19 protein-coding genes and 1 tRNA gene are annotated in these 18,713 nt (G+C 66.8%); 4 read left to right on the top strand and 16 right to left on the bottom strand.

Features of this window, described 5'->3' with window-relative positions; translation table 11 throughout:
* Positions 1 to 242: 242 nt before the first annotated feature.
* Together ACI3KU_RS06735 and ACI3KU_RS06730 are read right to left on the bottom strand one after the other, a co-directional pair.
* Positions 243 to 1,625 (bottom strand): PhoH family protein, encoded by a 1,383-nt coding sequence (locus ACI3KU_RS06735; RefSeq protein ID WP_404921527.1) that lies wholly within the window; start codon positions 1,623 to 1,625, stop codon positions 243 to 245.
* Between the two features lie 160 nt (positions 1,626 to 1,785).
* Positions 1,786 to 2,571 (bottom strand): isoprenyl transferase, encoded by a 786-nt coding sequence (locus tag ACI3KU_RS06730; RefSeq protein ID WP_404921526.1) that lies wholly within the window; start codon positions 2,569 to 2,571, stop codon positions 1,786 to 1,788.
* A 114-nt stretch (positions 2,572 to 2,685) separates the two neighbouring features.
* Here ACI3KU_RS06730 and ACI3KU_RS06725 point away from each other — a divergent pair, with 114 nt between their 5' ends.
* Positions 2,686 to 3,420, top strand: coding sequence for a hemolysin III family protein (locus ACI3KU_RS06725; RefSeq protein ID WP_404921525.1), 735 nt, complete (start codon positions 2,686 to 2,688; stop codon positions 3,418 to 3,420).
* A 19-nt stretch (positions 3,421 to 3,439) separates the two neighbouring features.
* Here the strand turns inward: ACI3KU_RS06725 and ACI3KU_RS06720 are convergent, their stop codons facing one another.
* Complete coding sequence (locus ACI3KU_RS06720) at positions 3,440 to 3,715, bottom strand: hypothetical protein (protein ID WP_404921524.1); 276 nt, start codon at positions 3,713 to 3,715, stop codon at positions 3,440 to 3,442.
* A 65-nt stretch (positions 3,716 to 3,780) separates the two neighbouring features.
* Here ACI3KU_RS06720 and ACI3KU_RS06715 point away from each other — a divergent pair, with 65 nt between their 5' ends.
* Together ACI3KU_RS06715 and greA are read left to right on the top strand one after the other, a co-directional pair.
* Positions 3,781 to 4,176, top strand: a complete 396-nt coding sequence (locus ACI3KU_RS06715) for a DUF4307 domain-containing protein (RefSeq protein WP_404921523.1) — start codon at positions 3,781 to 3,783, stop codon at positions 4,174 to 4,176.
* Between the two features lie 112 nt (positions 4,177 to 4,288).
* A complete protein-coding gene (greA, locus tag ACI3KU_RS06710) occupies positions 4,289 to 4,780 on the top strand; it encodes a transcription elongation factor GreA (protein ID WP_404921522.1) in 492 nt (163 codons plus the stop codon).
* Positions 4,781 to 4,908: 128 nt separating this feature from the next.
* Here the strand turns inward: greA and ilvA are convergent, their stop codons facing one another.
* Both ilvA and ACI3KU_RS06700 read right to left on the bottom strand, forming a co-directional pair.
* Entirely contained in the window at positions 4,909 to 6,138 is a 1,230-nt protein-coding gene (gene ilvA / locus ACI3KU_RS06705) for a threonine ammonia-lyase (protein ID WP_404921521.1), read from the bottom strand.
* The gene (locus tag ACI3KU_RS06700; protein ID WP_404921519.1) at positions 6,135 to 7,310 is read right to left on the bottom strand and encodes an AI-2E family transporter; all 1,176 of its coding nucleotides are present in this window, start codon (positions 7,308 to 7,310) and stop codon (positions 6,135 to 6,137) included. Before ACI3KU_RS06700 ends, ilvA begins: the two co-directional genes overlap by 4 nt.
* Positions 7,311 to 7,355: 45 nt before the next feature.
* On the opposite strand from ACI3KU_RS06700, the gene ACI3KU_RS06695 reads away from it, so the two are divergent.
* On the top strand, positions 7,356 to 8,603 hold the full coding sequence (locus ACI3KU_RS06695; RefSeq protein WP_404921518.1) for a winged helix-turn-helix domain-containing protein: 1,248 nt from the start codon (positions 7,356 to 7,358) through the stop codon (positions 8,601 to 8,603).
* Between the two features lie 65 nt (positions 8,604 to 8,668).
* On the opposite strand, the gene ACI3KU_RS06690 is transcribed toward ACI3KU_RS06695, so the two are convergent.
* The 11 genes from ACI3KU_RS06690 to eno form a co-directional block, all read right to left on the bottom strand.
* Positions 8,669 to 9,235, bottom strand: a complete 567-nt coding sequence (locus ACI3KU_RS06690) for a LemA family protein (RefSeq protein ID WP_404921591.1) — start codon at positions 9,233 to 9,235, stop codon at positions 8,669 to 8,671.
* Between the two features lie 128 nt (positions 9,236 to 9,363).
* Positions 9,364 to 10,677 (bottom strand): D-arabinono-1,4-lactone oxidase, encoded by a 1,314-nt coding sequence (locus ACI3KU_RS06685; RefSeq protein ID WP_404921517.1) that lies wholly within the window; start codon positions 10,675 to 10,677, stop codon positions 9,364 to 9,366.
* Positions 10,674 to 11,900 (bottom strand): alanine racemase, encoded by a 1,227-nt coding sequence (locus ACI3KU_RS06680; protein WP_404921516.1) that lies wholly within the window; start codon positions 11,898 to 11,900, stop codon positions 10,674 to 10,676. The genes ACI3KU_RS06685 and ACI3KU_RS06680 overlap by 4 nt, the downstream gene beginning before the upstream one ends.
* 147 nt (positions 11,901 to 12,047) lie before the next feature.
* Positions 12,048 to 12,461 (bottom strand): hypothetical protein, encoded by a 414-nt coding sequence (locus ACI3KU_RS06675; RefSeq protein ID WP_404921515.1) that lies wholly within the window; start codon positions 12,459 to 12,461, stop codon positions 12,048 to 12,050.
* A 171-nt stretch (positions 12,462 to 12,632) separates the two neighbouring features.
* A complete protein-coding gene (locus ACI3KU_RS06670; RefSeq protein WP_404921514.1) occupies positions 12,633 to 13,151 on the bottom strand; it encodes a hypothetical protein in 519 nt (172 codons plus the stop codon).
* A 130-nt stretch (positions 13,152 to 13,281) separates the two neighbouring features.
* A tRNA-Leu gene (locus ACI3KU_RS06665) sits at positions 13,282 to 13,354 on the bottom strand.
* A 47-nt stretch (positions 13,355 to 13,401) separates the two neighbouring features.
* On the bottom strand, positions 13,402 to 14,799 hold the full coding sequence (locus ACI3KU_RS06660) for an NAD(P)/FAD-dependent oxidoreductase (RefSeq protein ID WP_404921513.1): 1,398 nt from the start codon (positions 14,797 to 14,799) through the stop codon (positions 13,402 to 13,404).
* 22 nt (positions 14,800 to 14,821) lie between these two features.
* A complete protein-coding gene (locus ACI3KU_RS06655) occupies positions 14,822 to 16,225 on the bottom strand; it encodes a S8 family serine peptidase (protein ID WP_404921590.1) in 1,404 nt (467 codons plus the stop codon).
* Complete coding sequence (locus ACI3KU_RS06650; RefSeq protein ID WP_404921512.1) at positions 16,195 to 16,710, bottom strand: DUF501 domain-containing protein; 516 nt, start codon at positions 16,708 to 16,710, stop codon at positions 16,195 to 16,197. Before ACI3KU_RS06650 ends, ACI3KU_RS06655 begins: the two co-directional genes overlap by 31 nt.
* 48 nt (positions 16,711 to 16,758) lie before the next feature.
* A complete protein-coding gene (locus ACI3KU_RS06645; RefSeq protein WP_404921511.1) occupies positions 16,759 to 17,355 on the bottom strand; it encodes a septum formation initiator family protein in 597 nt (198 codons plus the stop codon).
* Positions 17,356 to 17,398: 43 nt separating this feature from the next.
* Complete coding sequence (eno, locus tag ACI3KU_RS06640) at positions 17,399 to 18,679, bottom strand: phosphopyruvate hydratase (RefSeq protein ID WP_404921510.1); 1,281 nt, start codon at positions 18,677 to 18,679, stop codon at positions 17,399 to 17,401.
* Positions 18,680 to 18,713 lie beyond the last annotated feature (34 nt).

The following is an 18,713-nucleotide window of genomic DNA, read 5'->3' as shown; positions in this document are numbered from 1 at the left end:
GGCTCACGGTCTTCTCGCCGGGACAAACAGAAACCCCCGGCACATGGTGCCGGGGGGCCGAGGTGAGCGGACCCGAACCGCTCGTTATGCTCACCGCACCCGAAGCAGTGAGAGTTCCTCGTTTTCTGTTACTCCCGGGGAGATGGGATACATGTCAGCTGTGAGGCCGACATGTCTATTGTCCCCGTTTCACCCCCAAGACAGGGTGACAACACCGTGAGACTCTTCTCATCTTTGCTCCCTCACGCGAGTTCGCCGTCCTCCAGCAGCTCTGTCACCAGGGCCGCGATGGCACTGCGCTCGGACCGGGTCAGCGTCACGTGCGCGAAGAGGTCGTGCCCGGTCAGCGTCTCGATCACCGACGCGACGCCGTCGTGCCGACCGACGCGAAGGTTGTCTCGCTGTGCGACGTCGTGGGTGAGGATGACACGGGAGTTCTGCCCGATGCGGCTGAGCACCGTGAGCAGCACGTTGCGTTCCAGGGACTGCGCCTCATCCACGATCACGAACGCGTCGTGGAGCGAGCGGCCGCGAATGTGGGTCAGCGGGAGAACTTCGAGAAGTCCGCGCTCCAGCACCTCTTCCATGACGTTGCCGCTGACGACGGATCCCAGGGTGTCGAATACCGCCTGCCCCCACGGCGACATCTTCTCGCCCTGGTCGCCGGGAAGGTATCCGAGCTCCTGCCCGCCGACCGCGAACAGCGGTCGGAACACGATGATCTTCTTCTGCTGCTGACGCTCCAGCACGGCCTCCAAGCCCGCACAGAGCGCCAATGCAGACTTCCCTGTTCCGGCTCGGCCGCCGAGGGAGACGATGCCGATATCGGGATCCAGCAGGAGATCGAGCGCAATGCGCTGCTCCGCCGAACGCCCGTGCAGCCCGAATGCCTCGCGATCACCCCGAACCAGGCGGAACTCACCGTCGCCGGTCACACGGGCCAGCGCCGAGCCGCGGTCTGAGTGCAGCACCAGTCCCGTGTTCACCGGCAGGCCCGCAGCATCCGGATGCGAGCCCACCTCGGAGTCATAGAGGTCGGCGATCTCGTCGGAACCGAGGTGAATGGTCGCCATGCCGCTCCAACCGGACTGCGCAGCCTGCTCGGCGAGATACTCCTCAGCCTCCAGCCCGAGAGAAGCCGCCTTCACTCGCATGGGCAGATCCTTGGAGACGATCGTGACGTCCTCACCGGCCTGCTGCAGGTGCATCGCGACAGCGAGGATGCGCGTGTCGTTGTCGCTCAGGCGGATGCCCGCCGGCAGCACGCTGGTGTCCGTGTTCGCCAGCTCGACGCGCAGCGTCCCGCCGGATCCGACCTCCACGGGAAAGTCGAGGCGTCCGTGCTCGATGCGCAGGTCGTCGAGGTGACGCAGCGCCTGGCGAGCGAAATATCCCAGTTCCGGGTCGTTGCGCTTGCCTTCGAGTTCGCTGATCACCGTCACGGGCAACACCACCGAATGCTCCGCGAAACGGAACAGCGCACGCGGATCGCTGAGCAGCACGGAGGTGTCGATCACGTAGGTGCGCAGACGCACCTCGCTCGCATCCACGCTGACGCGCCGCGTCCGCTGCTGGTGCCGCTGTCCTGTTGCATTGGTCACAACCGACCCCCAACCCGGATCCATCCGGATCAATCGCGTCGGCCGAGAGCCACGAGTCCGGTATCGCAGCCGACTCGATCGAGCGCCTTGCCCGATGCTCAGACGCTAGCGCCCCGGAGCTCAGGTCGCCAGATCCGATCGTGGCGTGTCGGAGGACGGTCGGTGAACGGCGGGTGACGGACGCTCAGCTGCCGAAGCGGCGATCGCGATCTCCGTAGTCGCGAATGGCGCGCAGGAAGTCGACCTCGCGGAGGTCGGGACCCAGTGCCTCGACGAAGTAGAACTCACTGTGTGCACTCTGCCAGAGCAGGAAATCGCTCAACCGCTGCTCGCCGGAGGTGCGGATCACCAGGTCGGGATCGGGCTGGCCTCCGGTGTAGAGATGCTCCCCCAGCATCTCCGGCGTCAGGTTGGCGGCGAGCTCCTCCATCGACGCACCGCGCGCATCGTGCTTCTCGATGATCTTCCGCACGGCATCGACGATCTCGTTGCGTCCGCCATAGCCTACGGCCAGGTTGACATGCATGCCTGCGTTGTTCGCGGTGCGCTCGGCAACCTCGGTCAGCGCGACGCGCAAGCCCTCGGGCAGCAACTCCAGACGCCCCACGATCTGCACCCGCCAGCCGGCCTCCCGCGACAGCGCGTCAGCGAGTTCCGCGATGATCTGAAGCAGATCTTCGAGCTCCTGCGAGTCACGCTTTCGGAGGTTGTCCGCCGACAGCAGGTACAACGACACGACAGAGATCCCCAGGTCGTCGCACCACCGCAGGAACTCCTGCATCTTGACCGCTCCGGCGCGATGTCCGTGCGCTGGACTCGGAAACCCGAGTTGACGCGCCCAGCGCCGATTGCCGTCGATCATCATGGCGACGTGACGGGGCACCTTGACCGGATCGATCTGGCGTCGCAGTCGTGAGCTGTACAACCGGTACAGGAAACCGGCGCCCTCGGATCGACCCGTTGTGCTCACTCCCCTACGCTACCGCCCCGGGATGGATGCGACATGAGGGAGAGACCGAGAGGCTCCGATGCAATGTCGTGGAATGTACAGCCGAAGGAATACTCGAGGTCGTACTCTCAGAATGTGACCCGCGAGAACTCCCCACCCCCGGTGCCGAAGCTGCCGCTGCTGGACGTTGCAGCGGCCGACGCCGCCGGCGACGAAGTCAAACCCACGTGGCGCGGCTGGATCCACGCGGGCACCTTCCCGGTGACGATCATCGCCGGAATCGTGCTGATCAGCGTGGCTCAGGGCGCACCCGCCAAATGGGCGAGCGTGGTGTTCATGGCGACCTCGATGCTGCTGTTCGGCAACTCTGCGCTGTATCACCGCTTCAACTGGAAACCCAAGACCAAGATGGTCCTGAAGCGGATCGATCACGCGAACATCCTGTTGCTGATCGCGGGAACCTACACGCCGCTCGCGGTGCTCGCGCTGCCGCCGGAGAAGGGCTTGCTGCTGCTCATCCTGGTGTGGTCCGGCACGGTGCTGGGGATCCTCTTCCGCGTTTTCTGGATCGACGCTCCGCGCTGGCTCTACGTCCTTATCTACCTGCTGCTGGGCTGGGCCGCGATGATGTACATCGTCGATCTGTTGAAGGCCAACGTGGCGATGATGGTGCTCGTGGTGGTCGGCGGCCTGCTGTACTCGGGCGGCGCTGTGGTCTACGCCCTGAAGAAGCCCAACCCCTGGCCGGGACGTTTCGGCTTCCACGAGATCTTCCACGTGTGCACGGTGCTGGCGTTCCTCTGCCACTGGACCGCGTGCCTGCTCATCGCGCTGGAGCCGCTGCGTCCCTCCCTCGGCATGCCTGCCTGACGGGTGCCGCCTGACGGACCTACTTGCTGTCTGCTTCGGACGCCTTCTCGTCGCCCTCGGCCGCCCGTGCAGCGTCCGCTGCTTCGCGGTCCAGCTGCTCGTTGACCTCGTCGCGGTAGCGCGCGCGGCGGATCCGGCGCTGCATGTCCCACACCAGCAGGAACACTCCGACCACGAGCAGCGCGATCACGAGGAACCCGGCGACGCCCGGCGTCACCGACTCGGCGGGAACCGTCATCGTGGGTGTCGGGATGGGGGTGGAGGTCGCTCGAACGATTGCCTCGAATGCGTGCATCGGGTCTGCTTTCCCTTTCGGGGGAGGTTAGCCTGGAACCCCAGCCTAATCTTCGATCGGACGCCATGACGACCACCGCAATGCTCGATGACCGGTACGGCCGCACCCGCTCCCCCGCCCGTCGGCGGGCGTGGTGGATTGCTGTGGCTGTCGTGGGTGCGATCATCGTGGGCGCGCTCGGCTGGATGACCGTGCGCGGATCGCTGTACTCCGTCACGGTCGACAATCTCGGCTATCACGTGACCGATTCACATGCTGTCTCGGTGGACTTCCAGTTCTCCACGAACCCGGGCACGGACGTCACCTGCGCGCTGCAGGCACTGGATCCGGAGCAGGGCATCGTGGGCTTCCGCGTGATCCGCTATGAGGCGGGCGAGTCGCATCAGCAGCGTCACACCGAGATCATCCGCACCGTCGCAGAGGCGACGACAGGACTTGTCGAAGGCTGCTGGAGCTCCTGACCGCCGCTCGCCCGGTTTGGCCCTCGGCCACGGAGTTTCGTAGACTGGCGAGACCGACGCCCTGCCACGCTGGGCGTCTTTTTCCATATACCTCCCCCTGGGAAGGATCGCCATGTCTGATGACGCACAGGTCACGTTCCTCACGCAGGACGCCCACGATCGGCTCGTATCCGAGCTGGAACGCCTCTCGACCGTGGGACGCGACGAGATCGCCAAGCGCATCGAGATCGCCCGCGAAGAGGGCGATCTGAAGGAGAACGGCGGCTACCACGCTGCCAAAGACGAGCAGGGAAAGCAGGAGGCGCGCATTCGCACGCTCCAGTCGCTGCTGAAGAACGCGCGCGTGGGTGAGGCTCCGGCCAGCCGCGGCATCGTCGAGCCCGGTACCGTGATCACGGCGCTGATCCTGGGCGACGAGGAGGTCTTCCTGCTGGGAAACCGCGAGATCGCCGCCGGCAGCGAGCTGGACGTCTACAGCGAGGTCAGCCCGCTGGGTGCCGCCATCCTCGGTCTCAAGGAGGGCGAGAAGGGCAGCTACACCGCTCCGAACGGGCGCGAGATCCCGGTGGAGATCATCAAGGTCGAGACCTACAACGGTCAGTAACCCCGTGTGACAGCGAGCCGCAAGCGCAGGGCCCCGCACACCGCGTCAATTCGCGTGTGCGGGGCCCTTCGCTGTTCTCAGTCGTTGATGGTTCTCAGTCGTTGATGGTTCTCAGTCGTTGATGGTTCTCACTCGTTGATGACGACGGGGGCGAACCCTCCGTCGCGGAGGGCGCGCAGGGTGAGCTCCTTGTGCTCTTCGCCGCGCGTCTCGACGCTGATCTGCAGGCTGACCTGACTGATCTGCAGCCCCTGACCATGACGGGTGTGCTGCACCTCGACCACGTTCGCTCCGGCTTGGGAAACGATTTCCGACACCCGAGACAGCTGGCCGGGACGATCCGGCAGGGGGATGCGGATGGTCATGTATCGTCCGGACGCGGCAAGGCCGTGGGCCACGACGCGCTGCAGCAGCATCGGATCGATGTTGCCTCCGGACAGGATCACGACCGCCGTGCCAGACGCGTGGATCTTCCCGGCCATGATGGCGGCGACACCCACCGCACCGGCGGGCTCCACGACGACCTTGGCGCGCTCGAGGAGAGTCACGATAGCGCGTGCGATGTCGTCGTCGGATACGGTCACGACCTCGTCGACCAGATCCCGGATGATCTCGAATGGAACGTCGCCGGGGCGCGCAACGTAGATGCCATCCGCGATGGTCGGCCGGGTGACCACCTCGACGGGAGTGCCCGCCTCCAGCGACACCGGGAACGGAGCCGCGTTCTCGGCCTGCACGCCAATGATGCGGACGGTGCGGCCCGACGCTGCCGCCTTCTCCTTGATGGCCGCGGCGACGCCGGCGATCAGACCACCACCGCCGATGCCCATGATGACGGTCTCCACGTCCGGAGCATCGGCCATGATCTCCAGACCCAGCGTGCCCTGACCGACGATGACATCGCGGTGATCGTAGGGCGGGATGAAGATCGCCCCGGTGCGCTCGGCGAACTCCTTCGCCAGCCGCAGCGGGGTCTCCACCGTCTCGCCCTCGAGGACGACCTCAGCACCGTACCCGCGCGTGGAGAGCAGCTTGGGCACCGGGACACCCAGGGGCATGAAGATGGTCGCCGGGATTCCCAACTCGCGTGCGGCCAGTGCCACGCCCTGTGCGTGGTTACCGGCGGAGGCGGCCACCACGCCGTGTGAGCGCTCCTCCTCCGACAGTCGGGACAGCCGATAGGTCGCACCGCGGATCTTGAACGAGCCCGTTCGCTGCAGGTTCTCCATCTTCAGCATCACGCGCGATCCGAGCAGGTCGGACAGGTGCTGGCTGAACTCGAGCGGGGTGTGGCCGATATGAGGCTTGAGGCTCTCGGCCGCGGACTCGATGTCGGACAACAGGGGTCCGTACGTCATCGGGCCCGCCTTTCTGTGGGAACCTGACGCCAGATCAACTGATCCTGGCTGAGAGTGCCGCTGCGCCACGCTCCGCTGGAGAGCGAGACGGCGACAACGTTGATGAACGCCGCAAGCGGAACGGCGAAGAGCGCGCCGGGGATGCCGGCCACCATCGTGCCTCCGGCCACCACCAGCACCACGGCCAGCGGGTGAACCTTGACAGCCGAACCCATGAGGAACGGCTGGAGCACGTGTCCCTCGAGTTGCTGCACCGCGAGCACGGCAGCGAGCATGATCACCGCGATCAGCCAGCCGTTGTACACCAGGGCGATGAGCACGGCGACGAATCCGGTGACCACGGCGCCGACGATCGGAACGAAGGAGCCGAGGAAGACGAGGATGCCGATCGGCACGGCGAGCGGAACGCCGAGGAAGAAGGCCGACAGGCCGATTCCCACCGCGTCGATGACCGCGACCAGCAGCTGCGTGCGTGCGTAGTTGACGACCGTGCGCCAGCCCAGTCGTCCGGAGCCATCAGTGGCAGCACGCGCTGTGCGCGGGAACAGGCGCACGACCCACTTCCAAATGCCGCCGCCGTCGGCGAGCAGGCAGAGCAGAACGAACAGCGCGAGCACGGCACCCGTGCCGATGTGCGCGGCCGTGGATCCGACCGCGAGTGCCCCGTTGAGCAGAAGCTCCTGCTGCTCGGCAAGTGTCTCCTGCGCCTGTTTCATGAAGGCGTCAATCTGCTCGGGGCTGAGCGCGAAGGGCCCGGTGATGAGCCAGTCACGCAGCATCTCCCAGCCCTCGACGGCACGATCCCGCACGGCCGAGGCCTGCTGGGAGATCTGCCAGATCGCCAGCGTCAGCAGGCCGCCCACGATCACCAGCGTGCCGAGCACAGAGATCACGATGGCCAGCCACCGCGGCAGTCCGCGCTTGATCAGCCAGGTGAATGCCGGCCACAGCAGGGCGGTGATCAACAGCGCCACGAGAATCGGGATCACCAGCAGCTTGAGCTGCATGACCAGCCAGATCACCAGAGCCACGGCGCCGGCGATCACGAGAATTCGCCAGGCATACGCGGTTGTCACGCGCAGCGCGCTGGGGACGAGGGCTCCGTCGGAGGGCGTCTCCACGCGAGTGCGCAGCGATTCGAAGAAGCCGGGTCGAGGATTCGGATCGCTCATGAATAGATTCTACGGGTGTCGGAGGCTGGCGTTACGCTGAGCGCCGTGCTTGAAACACTGTCACTCGCCGCTGCTCGCCGTACCGCTCTCGCCGCGCAGGGCTTCGGCTCCGCGCACCCGGAGCGGGTCTCGCCCGCGTCGCTGCACGCGGTGATGAGGCGGATCGGCGTCCTGCAGATCGACTCGGTCAACGTCTTCTCCCGCAGCCACTACATGCCCTTCTTCTCGCGGCTGGGGGCATACGACACGGCCGCGCTGGATCGGCTCGCATTCGGCTCTCACGCGTCCTACACCGAGTACTGGGCGCATGTCGCCACCGTCATCCCCAGCGCGGACTGGGGCCTCTGGCGCTTCCGCATGGACGAGTATGCCGCCCGGATCTCCCCCGCCGATCCGTGGGCGCAGGCCAATCAGCAGACCCTGGACTGGGTGCGCTCCGAGCTTGCGCTACGCGGCCCCTCGCGCCCCGCCGAGATCGAACAGGACGCCGCCACCGGCCCGCGCGGCCCGTGGTGGGATTGGAGCGCCACGAAGCGCGCACTGGAGAGACTGTTCCTCGCCGGTGAGGTCGCGATCGCGGGTCGGCGCGGGTTCGAGCGACGGTATGCGCTCGCCTCCGACGTGATTCCCGCCGAGGTCCTCGCGGCGCCCGTCCCGCGCGCGGACGCGATTCGCGAGCTCACCGCCCGCGGGCTGGCCTTCCATGGCGTCGCCACCGCCGCCGACATCGCCGACTACCACCGCCTCGGCCGTGCCGAAGTCCTGGTCGCGCTGCGCGATCTGGAGGACGCGGGCGTCGCCCTCCCCGTCCGGGTTCAGGGTTGGGAGCGTGGCGACCGCCCGATCCCGGCATGGATCCATCGTGATGCGCGGGTGCCACGCCGGGTGTCCGCCGCGGCGCTGCTCACCCCGTTCGATCCCGTGGTGTGGTTCCGCGACCGCACCGAGCGACTGTTCGGGGTCGAGTACCGGATCGAGATCTACACGCCCGAGCCGCGGCGTCGCTACGGCTATTACTCGCTCCCGGTGCTCATCGATGACCAGCTCGTGGCGCGCGTCGATCTGAAGGCTGATCGCGCCCGTTCCGAGCTTCTGGTGCAGTCGGCGTGGTGGGACGGGGCGCCCCGCCCGGATGCGACGGAGCGCATCGCCGACGAACTGCGCCGAGCCGCGAGTTGGAAGGGGCTCGAGAGCATCAGCGTGGGCCGCTGGGGCGATGCGTCCGACGCTGTGGCCGACGCGCTCGCCCTGCACCCGCAGCACCGCGGACGTCATGATCGTGGAAGCAGATAACCGCTCCGCCTACGAAGAAACGCCCGTCAGACTGACGGGCGTTTCTTCTGTTCAGACATTCTGGTTCAGAACTGAATGCGCGGCGGCTCGGCGATGCCGGCCCCGTCGACGACCTCGAAGAACTCCCGCTCGGAGAAGCCGAGGTTGCGGGCGAACAGGTTGTTCGGAAACACCTTGATCTTGGTGTTCAGCTCACGTACGCCGCCGTTGTAGAACCGACGCGACGCCTGGATCTTGTCCTCGGTGTCGACGATGGCGCGCTGCAGCTGCAGGAAGTTCTGGCTGGCCTGGAGCTGGGGGTAGGCCTCCGCCACCGCGAACAGGCTCTTCAGCGCGTTCTGCAGGTGTCCTTCGGCGACGCCGGCCGCGCCGGGCGACTGTGCGGAGAGCGTCTCTGCACGCGCCTGCGTGACGTTCTCGAACACCGCGCGTTCATGCGCGGCGTACCCCTTCACCGTCTCTATGAGCGCGGGGATCATGTCGGCGCGACGCTTCAACTGAACCGTGATGTCGCTCCACGCCTCGTCGACGCGCACGTTGAGCTGCACGAGCGAGTTGTAGGTCGCCCACAGATAGATGCCGACGATGACGGCGATCAGAACGATCACCAGCACCGGAACGAGCCAAGCCAGCATGTCCATGTTTGCTGAACCCCCTTAGGTCACAGACATTCTATCGACGCCTCGCGCTCCCACCGAGCGTGCGTCGATTCTCAGAGATCACTCGAAGGCGACTGGGCACCACGCGAGCCATGCAGCGCTCAGGTCCCGAGCACGCGGTCCAGATAGCGATTGCGGAAGAGTCGATCCGGATCCAGCTGATCGCGCAGGGCAACGAAGTCATCGAAGCGCGGGTAGACGTCGCGAAGATCCTCGGCGGTGCGCGTGTGCATCTTGCCCCAGTGCGGCCTGCCGCCGTGAGCACACATGATCTCCTCCACGGCCGTGAAGTAGGCGCTGGGGTCCTCGCGCCAGTATCGATGCACCGCGATGTACGCGCTCGCCCGATCATGTGCGGTGGAGAGCCACCGGTCATCGGCCGCGGCGAAGCGCACCTCCACCGGGAAGGAGATCCGCCACCCCCGACGCTCGATGAGCTCCTTCAGCTCGCGGAATGCGGGCACCACCTCCGCCACGGGCAAGGCGTACTCCATCTCTCGGAAGCGGACCGTTCTGCTCTGTGTCAGCACACGGTGCGAGAGATCCGTGTACTCGCGATTGCCGGTGAGCTTCGTGGCGAGCCTGCTGAAAGGCGGGATCACGGCGGGAATCGCGGTGCCGGCAGCGCACGCCACACGGTAGACGCCGTTGGAGAGCACTGTCTCATCCAGCCACTTCCCCACCGCCGGGAGTGGATGGCGCACCGCCGATTCCGGCAGCCGGGTGTCGGTCTTGGTCAGCGCGGTGTCGGTGTGCGGGAACCAGTAGAACTCGAAGTGGTCCGCGCCCGCCACCCGCTCATGCACGGACTCCAAGACGTCGCCGAGTGGTTCGGGTCGCTCGAGCGCATGAAGCACGAAGGCCGGGACGCACTGCAGGGTGACCTCCACGAGGATTCCGAGCGCACCCAGTCCGAGTGCGAAGGCACCCAGCAGCTCCGGCTGATTGTCCTCATCGATGCGGAGGAACTCACCCGCGGCGGTGATCGCCGTGACGCCGACCACCTGTGTCGCCAGCCCTCCGAAGCCGGCACCTGTGCCGTGGGTTCCGGTGGAGATGGCACCGGAAATGCTCTGGCGATCGATGTCGCCCAGATTCTGCATCGCCAATCCGTAGGGTGCCAATAACCCGGGGATCTGGTGCAGGCGGGTACCGGCGAGCAGCGTGACCCGTGCGCGCGCGGCGTCGGCACTGACCAGGCCGGTCAAGTCGCTGAGGTCCAGCAGGACTCCCGGTGCCACCGCGATGCCGGTGAACGAGTGCCCGGCACCCACGGCCTTGATCTCCAGACCGCGCTGGCCCGCGGCGACGACTGCGCGCTGCACGGCCTCGGGGGTACGGGGACGCTCCACCCGTTGCGGCGTGATGCTCGCGCTGCGACCCCAGTTCTGCCAGCTACCGCCGAGTCGTGTCACAGGAACGCCTTTCCCTCGCCGCGATAAGTGGGAAGCTCATCGATGACTTTCCCGTCGTGAACCAGATGGTATCGGAGCACCCGCTCCGAACCCTCGCCACTCTTGGCGTGGCGGAACCAGACGCGATCGCCGACGCGCAGGTCTCGTGCGTTGTCACCCTGCAGCGGCGTCTGCACCTCTCCGGCCCCCTCACGCGCCTGCATGCGCAGCCCGCTCGGCCACACGGGCAGGGGCTGGCGCGAGGCCAGCGGCGGACCGGACGCGATCCATCCCCCTCCCAACACGGTGGCGATGTCGGGGCGGGGACGGCGGACCACGTCGAAGGCGAATGCTGCTGCCGGCGCCGGGGTGAAGGCACGGTATCCGTCGAACAGGTGTCCGCCGAAGAGTCCGGATCCGGCCGTGACCTCGGTGACGGCTTCATCGTCGGAGGTGTACTCGAGCGATCCCGTTCCGCCGCCGTTGACGAACTCCAGCGGAGTGATGGCGCTGACCGCATCGACGATGGCACCGCGTCGGACTCGGAGTTCCTGTCCGGAGCGTCGCTGCATCCAGCGGATCACGCCGTCACCGGATCCGGTCTTGTCCCCCTGCCCGGCGATCTGAGCCTCGTACATCATGATGCCCACCAGCCGGAAACCGCCGCGTGCCACGATCCGACGCGCGAAGGAGGCCGCGTCGCCCGCGGTGAACAACGGAGAACGGAACACACCAAGGTGACCGAGAGCTGGGGCTTCCCATGAGGCGTCCACGTCGATCGCCACACGGATCACGGGTCGCTGTGCGGGCGCGACGACCGAGTCGACCAGATCCAGTTGAGCTTCGTCATCCACCATCAGCGTGATCCGTGAGGCGAGGCGCTCATCGGCCGCCAGGCGCGCGATGGCCTCGCGATCGGCCGTGGGGTAGCCGAGCACGACGTCGTCGTGATCCTCGGCGAGCCACAGAGCCTCGGCCAGCGTGAAGGCCAGGATGCCGTGGTAGCCCGGCATCGCGAGCACCGCGTCCAACACCTCCCGCACCCGGATGGACTTGCTCGCGACGCGAATCGGCACGCCGCCGGAGCGGACCAGGAGGTCTGCGGTGTTGTAGGTGAGGGCCTCGTGCGCTACGACAGCGACCGGGGCGGGGATGCCGGCAGTGGCCTGCGACAGTGCGGGCCACCAGGTGTCGGGAGACTGCCAGGCGAGCGGGTCGGGGGATGCAGTGGTGAGCGGGAGCACGGGATCAGCCTAGGACCTGTCTCCCCTGCGTTGGGAAGCCACCTCGATCGAGGGTGAGCCGAACAGGACGAGACCCCCGCCGATGTCGGCGAGGGTCTCGTGCAGCGTGCCGGTGCACGCTCGGATCAGTGCCGATGCACGCTCGGATCAGTTCAGGCCGGGGCAGAGCGTCTGCAGCTTGCTGGCGGAGTCCGACAGCTCGGTGAGCAGCGACGGGTCCGGGGTGGAGCCCGAAATCCCCTCGACGACCGTGCCGAAAGCCTTCGACATGCCGGTGACGGCGTCCTTGACTTCAGCGTTGCCGACCTTGCCTGCGATGTCGTCAAGCTTGGTGGTGACGGCGCTGAACGCCTTCTTGGCTGCGTCGGTGTCGCCGGACGAAAGCTCGCCGGCCAGGCCCGCCATCTCGGTCTGGAACGACGTCATCTCGGTCTGAACGACCTTGCAGGCGTCTTCGACGGACTGGTTGGCGCTCGCGGCGCCGCCGGTGCAGCCGACGAGACCGGTGGCAGCGAGCACCACGGTGGCAGCGAGCATGGACAGCGTGATGGAACGGCGCATGTTTTCCCCCTCAGATGAAGCCGCGCTGCGTACGCGGCAGGACAAATCCTATCCAATTCATGGACGATGCACAGTCGCGCCCGTCCCAGCGCGCGACATATCCGCGCGACGACCGGCGGCGTGCGGCTCCGATGCACGGTGCGCCAGAGCCTCCACGACTCTGAACCAGCGTCAGCGGCCGTGGCCTCCCTCGTTGGCCCAGCTTTCCGACTGGGCGGCGTCTGCTTCGCGGCCGGGTTCGTGATGTCCTGAGCGGAACGTCACAGACCCTGCCAGCGCTGTGACCGCGGCAACCCGAGACTCCTCGACCACGGCGGCTTCCCGCCAATGCGCGGCTGCCTGGGACCGCACCGCCTGAATCTCAGAGCTGATCTCGTCGACCCTGCCAGCCAGAATACCCGCGAGCCCGTCCCGTAGCTCCTCAAGGGTGGTGTTCGAGATGATGAGCCGTCGGTCAGCAACAGCAAGTCTCACCTCCGGATATCCCGCGTCGGTCAGGACCTCCAGAGTCCGCGCGCCGAGAAGACCCTTGACCTCGTCATGTTCCGGACGGCGGCTGAAAACCACCTCGACCGAGTATCGGGCCGGCGAATGGTCTGTCATCAGCGCAACAGGCAACGAAGCCACCAGCACCGATCCCAGGCCCAGCGTGGCGGTGACGACACCGCTCGTTCGTGTCTGCGTATCCATAGTCCGGACGCTACCCACCCCGCATGTGAGGCTCACAGGTTCACACCAACGAGCGGGGGAATCACCCCGCAAGCACGTGGAATGCGTGACGTTGAAGGCGATTCATGCCTGGTCAGGAGTTAAATTCTCGTGCCCCCACGGGGATTCGAACCCCGACTGAAGCGAGTTTAAGTCGCCTGCCTCTGCCGTTGGGCTATGGGGGCTATGCGAAACGGCGGCGGGATCAACCCGCCGCCGTTTCGTCATCGGCTCACTTGCCGGCGTCGACCTTCTCGGCCTTCGCGGGCGCGGCCTCGACCGCCGGAGCGGGCACCTCAGCCGGAGCCGGCTTCGGACGCGAGGCGAACTCCTCGAAGAACGCGCGCGGCTCGCTCAGGTTGTAGAGCGGAGCAATGTCGCGACCCAGCCAGAGGTTGTTCCACCAGCCCCACAGCACGCGCCACTTGCGCTCCCACGTCGGCATCGCCAGGCCGTGGTAGCCACGGTGCGCGACCCAGGCGAGGAAGCCCTTGATCGCGATCTTGCCCGACTGGAACACGCCGTCGTAGAGGCCGAGACCAGCGACCGCGCCGAGGTTCTTGTGGATGTAGTCCACCGGAGCGTCGCCACGCAGGACGGCGACGAGGTTCTTCGCGAGACGCTTGGCCTGACGCACGGCGTGCTGCGCGTTGGGCACGCAGAAGCCACCAACGCCGCCACCGGTGAGGTCGGGAACCGCGGCGACATCACCGGCGGTCCAGGCGCCCTCCACGACGTTCTTGTCCGCGTCGATCACGCGCAGGTCCGCCTGCGCCGTGATACGGCCACGCTCGTCCGCGGGCAGACCCGAGGAGCGCACGACCTGCGGGTTGGCCATCACGCCTGCGGTCCAGATGATGAGGTCGGACGGGATGACCTCGCCCGTGGACAGCAGCACGTTGCCGTCGGTGGCGTCCTTCACCTGGGTGTCCAGGTGAACGAATGCGCCACGCTTGGCGAGGTCCTTCAGCACCCACTCGCTGGTGGGCAGGGACACCTCGGGCATGATGCGGCCCATCGCCTCGATGAGGTGGAAGTGGGTCTCATCGAAGGAGAGCTGCGGGTAGTCCTTCAGCAGCGCGGAGCCGAACGAGCGCAGCTCGGCGAGCGTCTCGATACCGGCGAAGCCACCGCCGACCACCACGACCGTGAGCAGACGCTCACGCTCGGGACCGGCGGGAAGCGCAGCCGCGCGACCGAAGTTGCTGATGAGGCGGTCACGAACGGCGACGGCCTCCTCGATCGACTTCATGCCGATCGCGTTGTCGGCGATGCCGCCGATGGGGAACGTACGCGACACCGATCCGGCCGTCACGACGATCTGGTCGTACGTCATCTCGTACGGCTCGCCGTCGGCGGGGGTGATGGTCGCCGTCTTGTTCGCGTGGTCGACGTTGGTGACCTTCGCGTTGATGACGTTGGTCTTCTTCAGGTGACGACGGTGCGCAACCACGGCGTGACGCGGCTCGATAGATCCGGCGGCCACCTCGGGGAGGAACGGCAGGTACGTCATGTAGGGAAGCGGGTCGACCAGCGTGACCTCGGCTTCGCCCTTGCGAAGGTGCTTTTCCAGCTTCCACGCGGTGTAGAAGCCCGCGTATCCACCGCCGACAATCAGGATTTTGGGCACGAGAAGAAAACTCCTTGGATGATCACTGTCTCGGCGTGCGTTGAGAACGCGCCGATCGGATGCGTCGGGCAGCTGCGTTGACGCCGAGCACTACCAGAATAGCAGGGACGGTCGCGGCGACGAGCGGCAGGGTACCGTACAGAATCGTGGATCTGGTGGGAAGAAGCGGTGCACTCGCCTTGACCGGCACGTCGGCGGCCGGCAGCGGCTCGATCGCGACCGGTGCGGCCAGCGACGAGGACACCTCCGGATCGGCACCAGCACCACGGCGGTAGAGACGCACCCATTCCTTCAGAGTCAGACCGAGCGGACTGTGGTCGATGGTCGGAACATCCGCGTTCACCGCGGCTTCGGCATTGACCAGCCCATACCCGTACAGCGGGTCCGGGTCCTGATCGACATCCGTGGGATGCTGCGCGGTCGCGAGAACGCGGTTGATGACGTTGTCCGCGTTGAGGTCGGGATGAGCTGCACGCACGAGTGCGGCGATACCGGCGACGATCGGAGCCGCACCGCTCGTGCCCGCCCACTCCACCACTTTGCCGTCCGAGGAGACCCCCAGGAGCTTCTCACTGGGCGCCGCCACGGCGATGGTGATGCCGCTGGTGGAAGCACGATCACTGGCACGACCCTGGGGATCGACACCGGCGACCGTCAGGACGCCCGGGATGGTGGCGGGAGCGCCAACGGATTCCGTGCCGTTTCCCCGGTTGCCGGCGGCGACCACCACCACGACGTCGTGATCGAACGCGTACTGGAATGCTTCGTCCCAGGATTCATCCCAGGTGAGGGTGTTGGTGGTCAGCGAGAGATTGATGACGTCAGCACCGTGATCCACAGCCCAGCGCACGGCAGACGCGATCTGCTCCACGGCGGACACCGTGGCGGTGGCACCGAAGCCGACGGAGATCGAGAGCAGGTCGGCTTCCGGAGCGACACCGATCATGCCGGTCTCGGCCCCGGTCCCCCGCCCTGCGGCCAGAGACGCCACCCAGGTTCCGTGATTGTTGTCGACGACCCCCACCGGAGTGCGGCCGTCGTCACTGCCCATCCCCGATTCATCCGTGCCGTCAATGACGGCGCCGTCGAGTTCGGAGACGCGAGCGATTCCGGTATCGATCACAGCGATGGTCACGCCGGCACCGCGCGTCGTCTTCCACGCCTCCTCGATGCCGTAGTCGCGCAGCCAGTACTCCGCGGCGCGCACCGGATCGACGGTCGGTGTGGGCGATGGCGTGGGCGTCGGCGATGGCGATGGCGATGGCGATGGCGTCGCCGCGGTGGCGAGAACGGCGGTGGAGAGAGGAGCTGACTCGATCGCGGCAGCCGATGACGGCAAGACGGCGAGACCGGTCACGGCAGCTGCCGCAACCGCGAACCCGACCGCCGAGCGGATCATGCCGAACCGGGCTGCGCGCACTGGCAGCGATCCGGAGAGTAGCTGCTGCGCTCGATGGCGAGATCTCCGATGGGGTTCACGCCCGGGCCTGCGGCCAGCGCGTGACCCGCGAGCGCATGGAGACACTTGATGCGGGTGGGCATGCCCCCGGAGGATATCCCAGCGATCTCCTCGACCTCGCCGAACTGGGCGCGATCCGCCAGGAAGGCTTCGTGCGCACGCTGATACTGCGCCTGCAGCTCCTCGTCGCCGGCGAGCATCCCGGTGAACTCAACCATGACGCCCTCGGCTTCCAGCTGGGACATCGCGATGGTCGCCGCCGGGTGGGTGAGGTAGTAGAAGGTCGGGAACGGAGAGCCGTCTTCCAGCCGCGGCGCCGTGGCCACCACGGTCGGGTTGCCACATACGCACCGCGCGGCAACGCCCACCACGTTGCGCACCGGCCGACCGAGCTGGGAGCTCATGACGTCGAGGTCGGTGGGGCGGAGGGGTTCGAAGGGGGGCGTGCTCACCCCTCCAGCCTAACGGGCACCGACGCGCCGACCTCCGGCACCATCGGTTCAGCCCGCCGGAGTCGCGTCGGTGGACGGCGCATCGGGAGTGGTATCCGCGGGCTGGTCTGTGACGCTCTGCGTCAGGCCGGCTTCTGTGACGGAACGGAGCATCGCTCCCATCCAGTCGTTGGGTGCCTGCTCGACGGAGTCGCTCACCGGCTTCTGCTCGCCCGGCAGCGTCGCGGGATCGAGGTCATCCACAACGAGATACACCACCTCGCCGGGACGGTAATAGAACAGGCGCTCCCGCGCCTGGGTGATCACATACGACGGGTCATTCCAGCGCTCGCGCTCGGCCTCCAGAGCATCGACCTTGTCTTGGGCGACCTGCACCGAATGCTCCAGGGCGTCGATGCGCTGCACCTGGCCGATGTACGTGCCGACCGTGGGCACCAGCATGAAGACGGCGAAGATCACGAGTCCGAACATGATCATCATGAAGACCGACAGGCGGACGCCTCCGAGCCAGTCCCGAACGTCCACGCGCTGCGCGGCGCTGGAGCCGCGCTGGGATCGCGCCGGCGCGCGCTTCTTCTCTGACACCGGTTGCGCAGCCGGGGTCTTGCGGGAACGCGAAGAGGGGAGATCCGGTCGTCTGGCCATGATCTCCCCTCTCGTGCTTATGCGTGCGTCAGCGTGTCAGGACTCAGCCCTGGTAACGCGGGAAGGCGGAACGCCCGGCGAACACGGCGGCCTCGCCCAGCTCCTCCTCGATGCGCAGCAGCTGATTGTACTTCGCGACCCGGTCCGAACGAGCCGGTGCGCCCGACTTGATCTGGCCGCTGTTGGTGGCGACGGCCAGGTCGGCAATCGTGGTGTCCTCGGTCTCGCCCGAGCGGTGCGACAGCATCGCGGTGTAGCCGGAACGCTGCGCGAGCGAGACCGCGTCGAGCGTCTCGGTGAGCGTGCCGATCTGGTTGACCTTCACCAGGAGCGAGTTGCCGACGCCCTTCTTGATGCCGTCAGCGAGACGCGTCGGGTTGGTGACAAACAGGTCGTCGCCGACCAGCTGCACCTTGCTGCCCAGAGCGTCGGTGAGAGCCTTCCAGCCCTCCCAGTCGTCCTCGGCCAGGCCGTCCTCGATCGAGACCAGCGGGAAGTTGGCGACGAGGTCGGCGTAGTACTCGATGAGCTCGTCGCTGGAGAGCTGCTTGCCCTCGAAGGCGTACTTGCCGTCGGCGAAGAACTCGGTGGAGGCAACATCCAGACCCACGGCGATGTCGACGCCGGGCTTGAAGCCGGCCTTCTCGATGGCCGCCATCAGGAACTCGAGAGCACCCTTGTTGCTGGGCAGGTCCGGGGCGAATCCGCCCTCGTCACCCAGGCCGGTGGCGTAGCCGCCTGCCTTCAGCTCGCTCTTGAGAACGTGGTACGTCTCCGCGCCCCAGCGCAGCGCCTCGGCGAACGAGTCGGCGCCGTGAGGAACCAGGAAGAACTCCTGCATGTCGACACCGGTGTCCGCGTGCGCACCACCGTTGATGACGTTCAGCAGCGGAACGGGCAGTACATGCGCGTTCGGGCCGCCGAGGTAGCGGAACAGCGGCAGGTCAGCGGAGTCTGCTGCGGCCTTGGCGACCGCGAGGCTGATGCCGAGAATCGCGTTCGCACCGGTGCGCTGCTTGTTTTCGGTGCCGTCCGTGCGGATCAGCACCTCGTCGATGACGCGCTGCTCGCTGGCGTCGAAGCCCTCGATGGCCGGACCGAGCTCGTCGAGCACGGCGTCGACGGCCTTGAGGACGCCCTTGCCGCCGTAGCGCGACTTGTCGCCGTCACGCAGCTCGTACGCTTCGAAAGCCCCGGTGGATGCGCCCGAGGGAACGGCAGCACGCTGGACGATACCGTCGTCGAGGAGCACCTCCACCTCAACGGTCGGGTTGCCGCGCGAATCCAGGATCTCGCGGGCGCCTACAGCCTCGATCAATGCCACGTTGGATGCTCCTTGCTCGTGGAAAAAAGTTGGG

It is taken from the genome of Microbacterium sp. ZW T5_56, from assembly GCF_044987425.1.
In the GTDB taxonomy this organism is placed as follows: domain Bacteria; phylum Actinomycetota; class Actinomycetes; order Actinomycetales; family Microbacteriaceae; genus Microbacterium.
The sequence above is the reverse complement of the archived record's forward strand: the minus strand, read 5'-3'. Positions and strand labels throughout refer to the sequence as shown.

Excerpts from the sequence above, each read along its gene's own strand:
- ACI3KU_RS06700 (WP_404921519.1), bottom strand. The coding sequence starts at position 7,310 with ATGAGCGATCCGAATCCTCGACCCGGCTTCTTCGAATCGCTGCGCACT.
- ACI3KU_RS06670 (WP_404921514.1), bottom strand. The coding sequence starts at position 13,151 with ATGGATACGCAGACACGAACGAGCGGTGTCGTCACCGCCACGCTGGGC.
- ACI3KU_RS06735 (WP_404921527.1), bottom strand. The coding sequence starts at position 1,625 with ATGGATCCGGGTTGGGGGTCGGTTGTGACCAATGCAACAGGACAGCGG.
- ACI3KU_RS06720 (WP_404921524.1), bottom strand. The coding sequence starts at position 3,715 with ATGCACGCATTCGAGGCAATCGTTCGAGCGACCTCCACCCCCATCCCG.
- ACI3KU_RS06675 (WP_404921515.1), bottom strand. The coding sequence starts at position 12,461 with ATGCGCCGTTCCATCACGCTGTCCATGCTCGCTGCCACCGTGGTGCTC.
- ilvA (WP_404921521.1), bottom strand. The coding sequence starts at position 6,138 with ATGACGTACGGACCCCTGTTGTCCGACATCGAGTCCGCGGCCGAGAGC.
- ACI3KU_RS06645 (WP_404921511.1), bottom strand. The coding sequence starts at position 17,355 with ATGGCCAGACGACCGGATCTCCCCTCTTCGCGTTCCCGCAAGACCCCG.
- greA (WP_404921522.1), top strand. The coding sequence starts at position 4,289 with ATGTCTGATGACGCACAGGTCACGTTCCTCACGCAGGACGCCCACGAT.
- ACI3KU_RS06715 (WP_404921523.1), top strand. The coding sequence starts at position 3,781 with ATGACGACCACCGCAATGCTCGATGACCGGTACGGCCGCACCCGCTCC.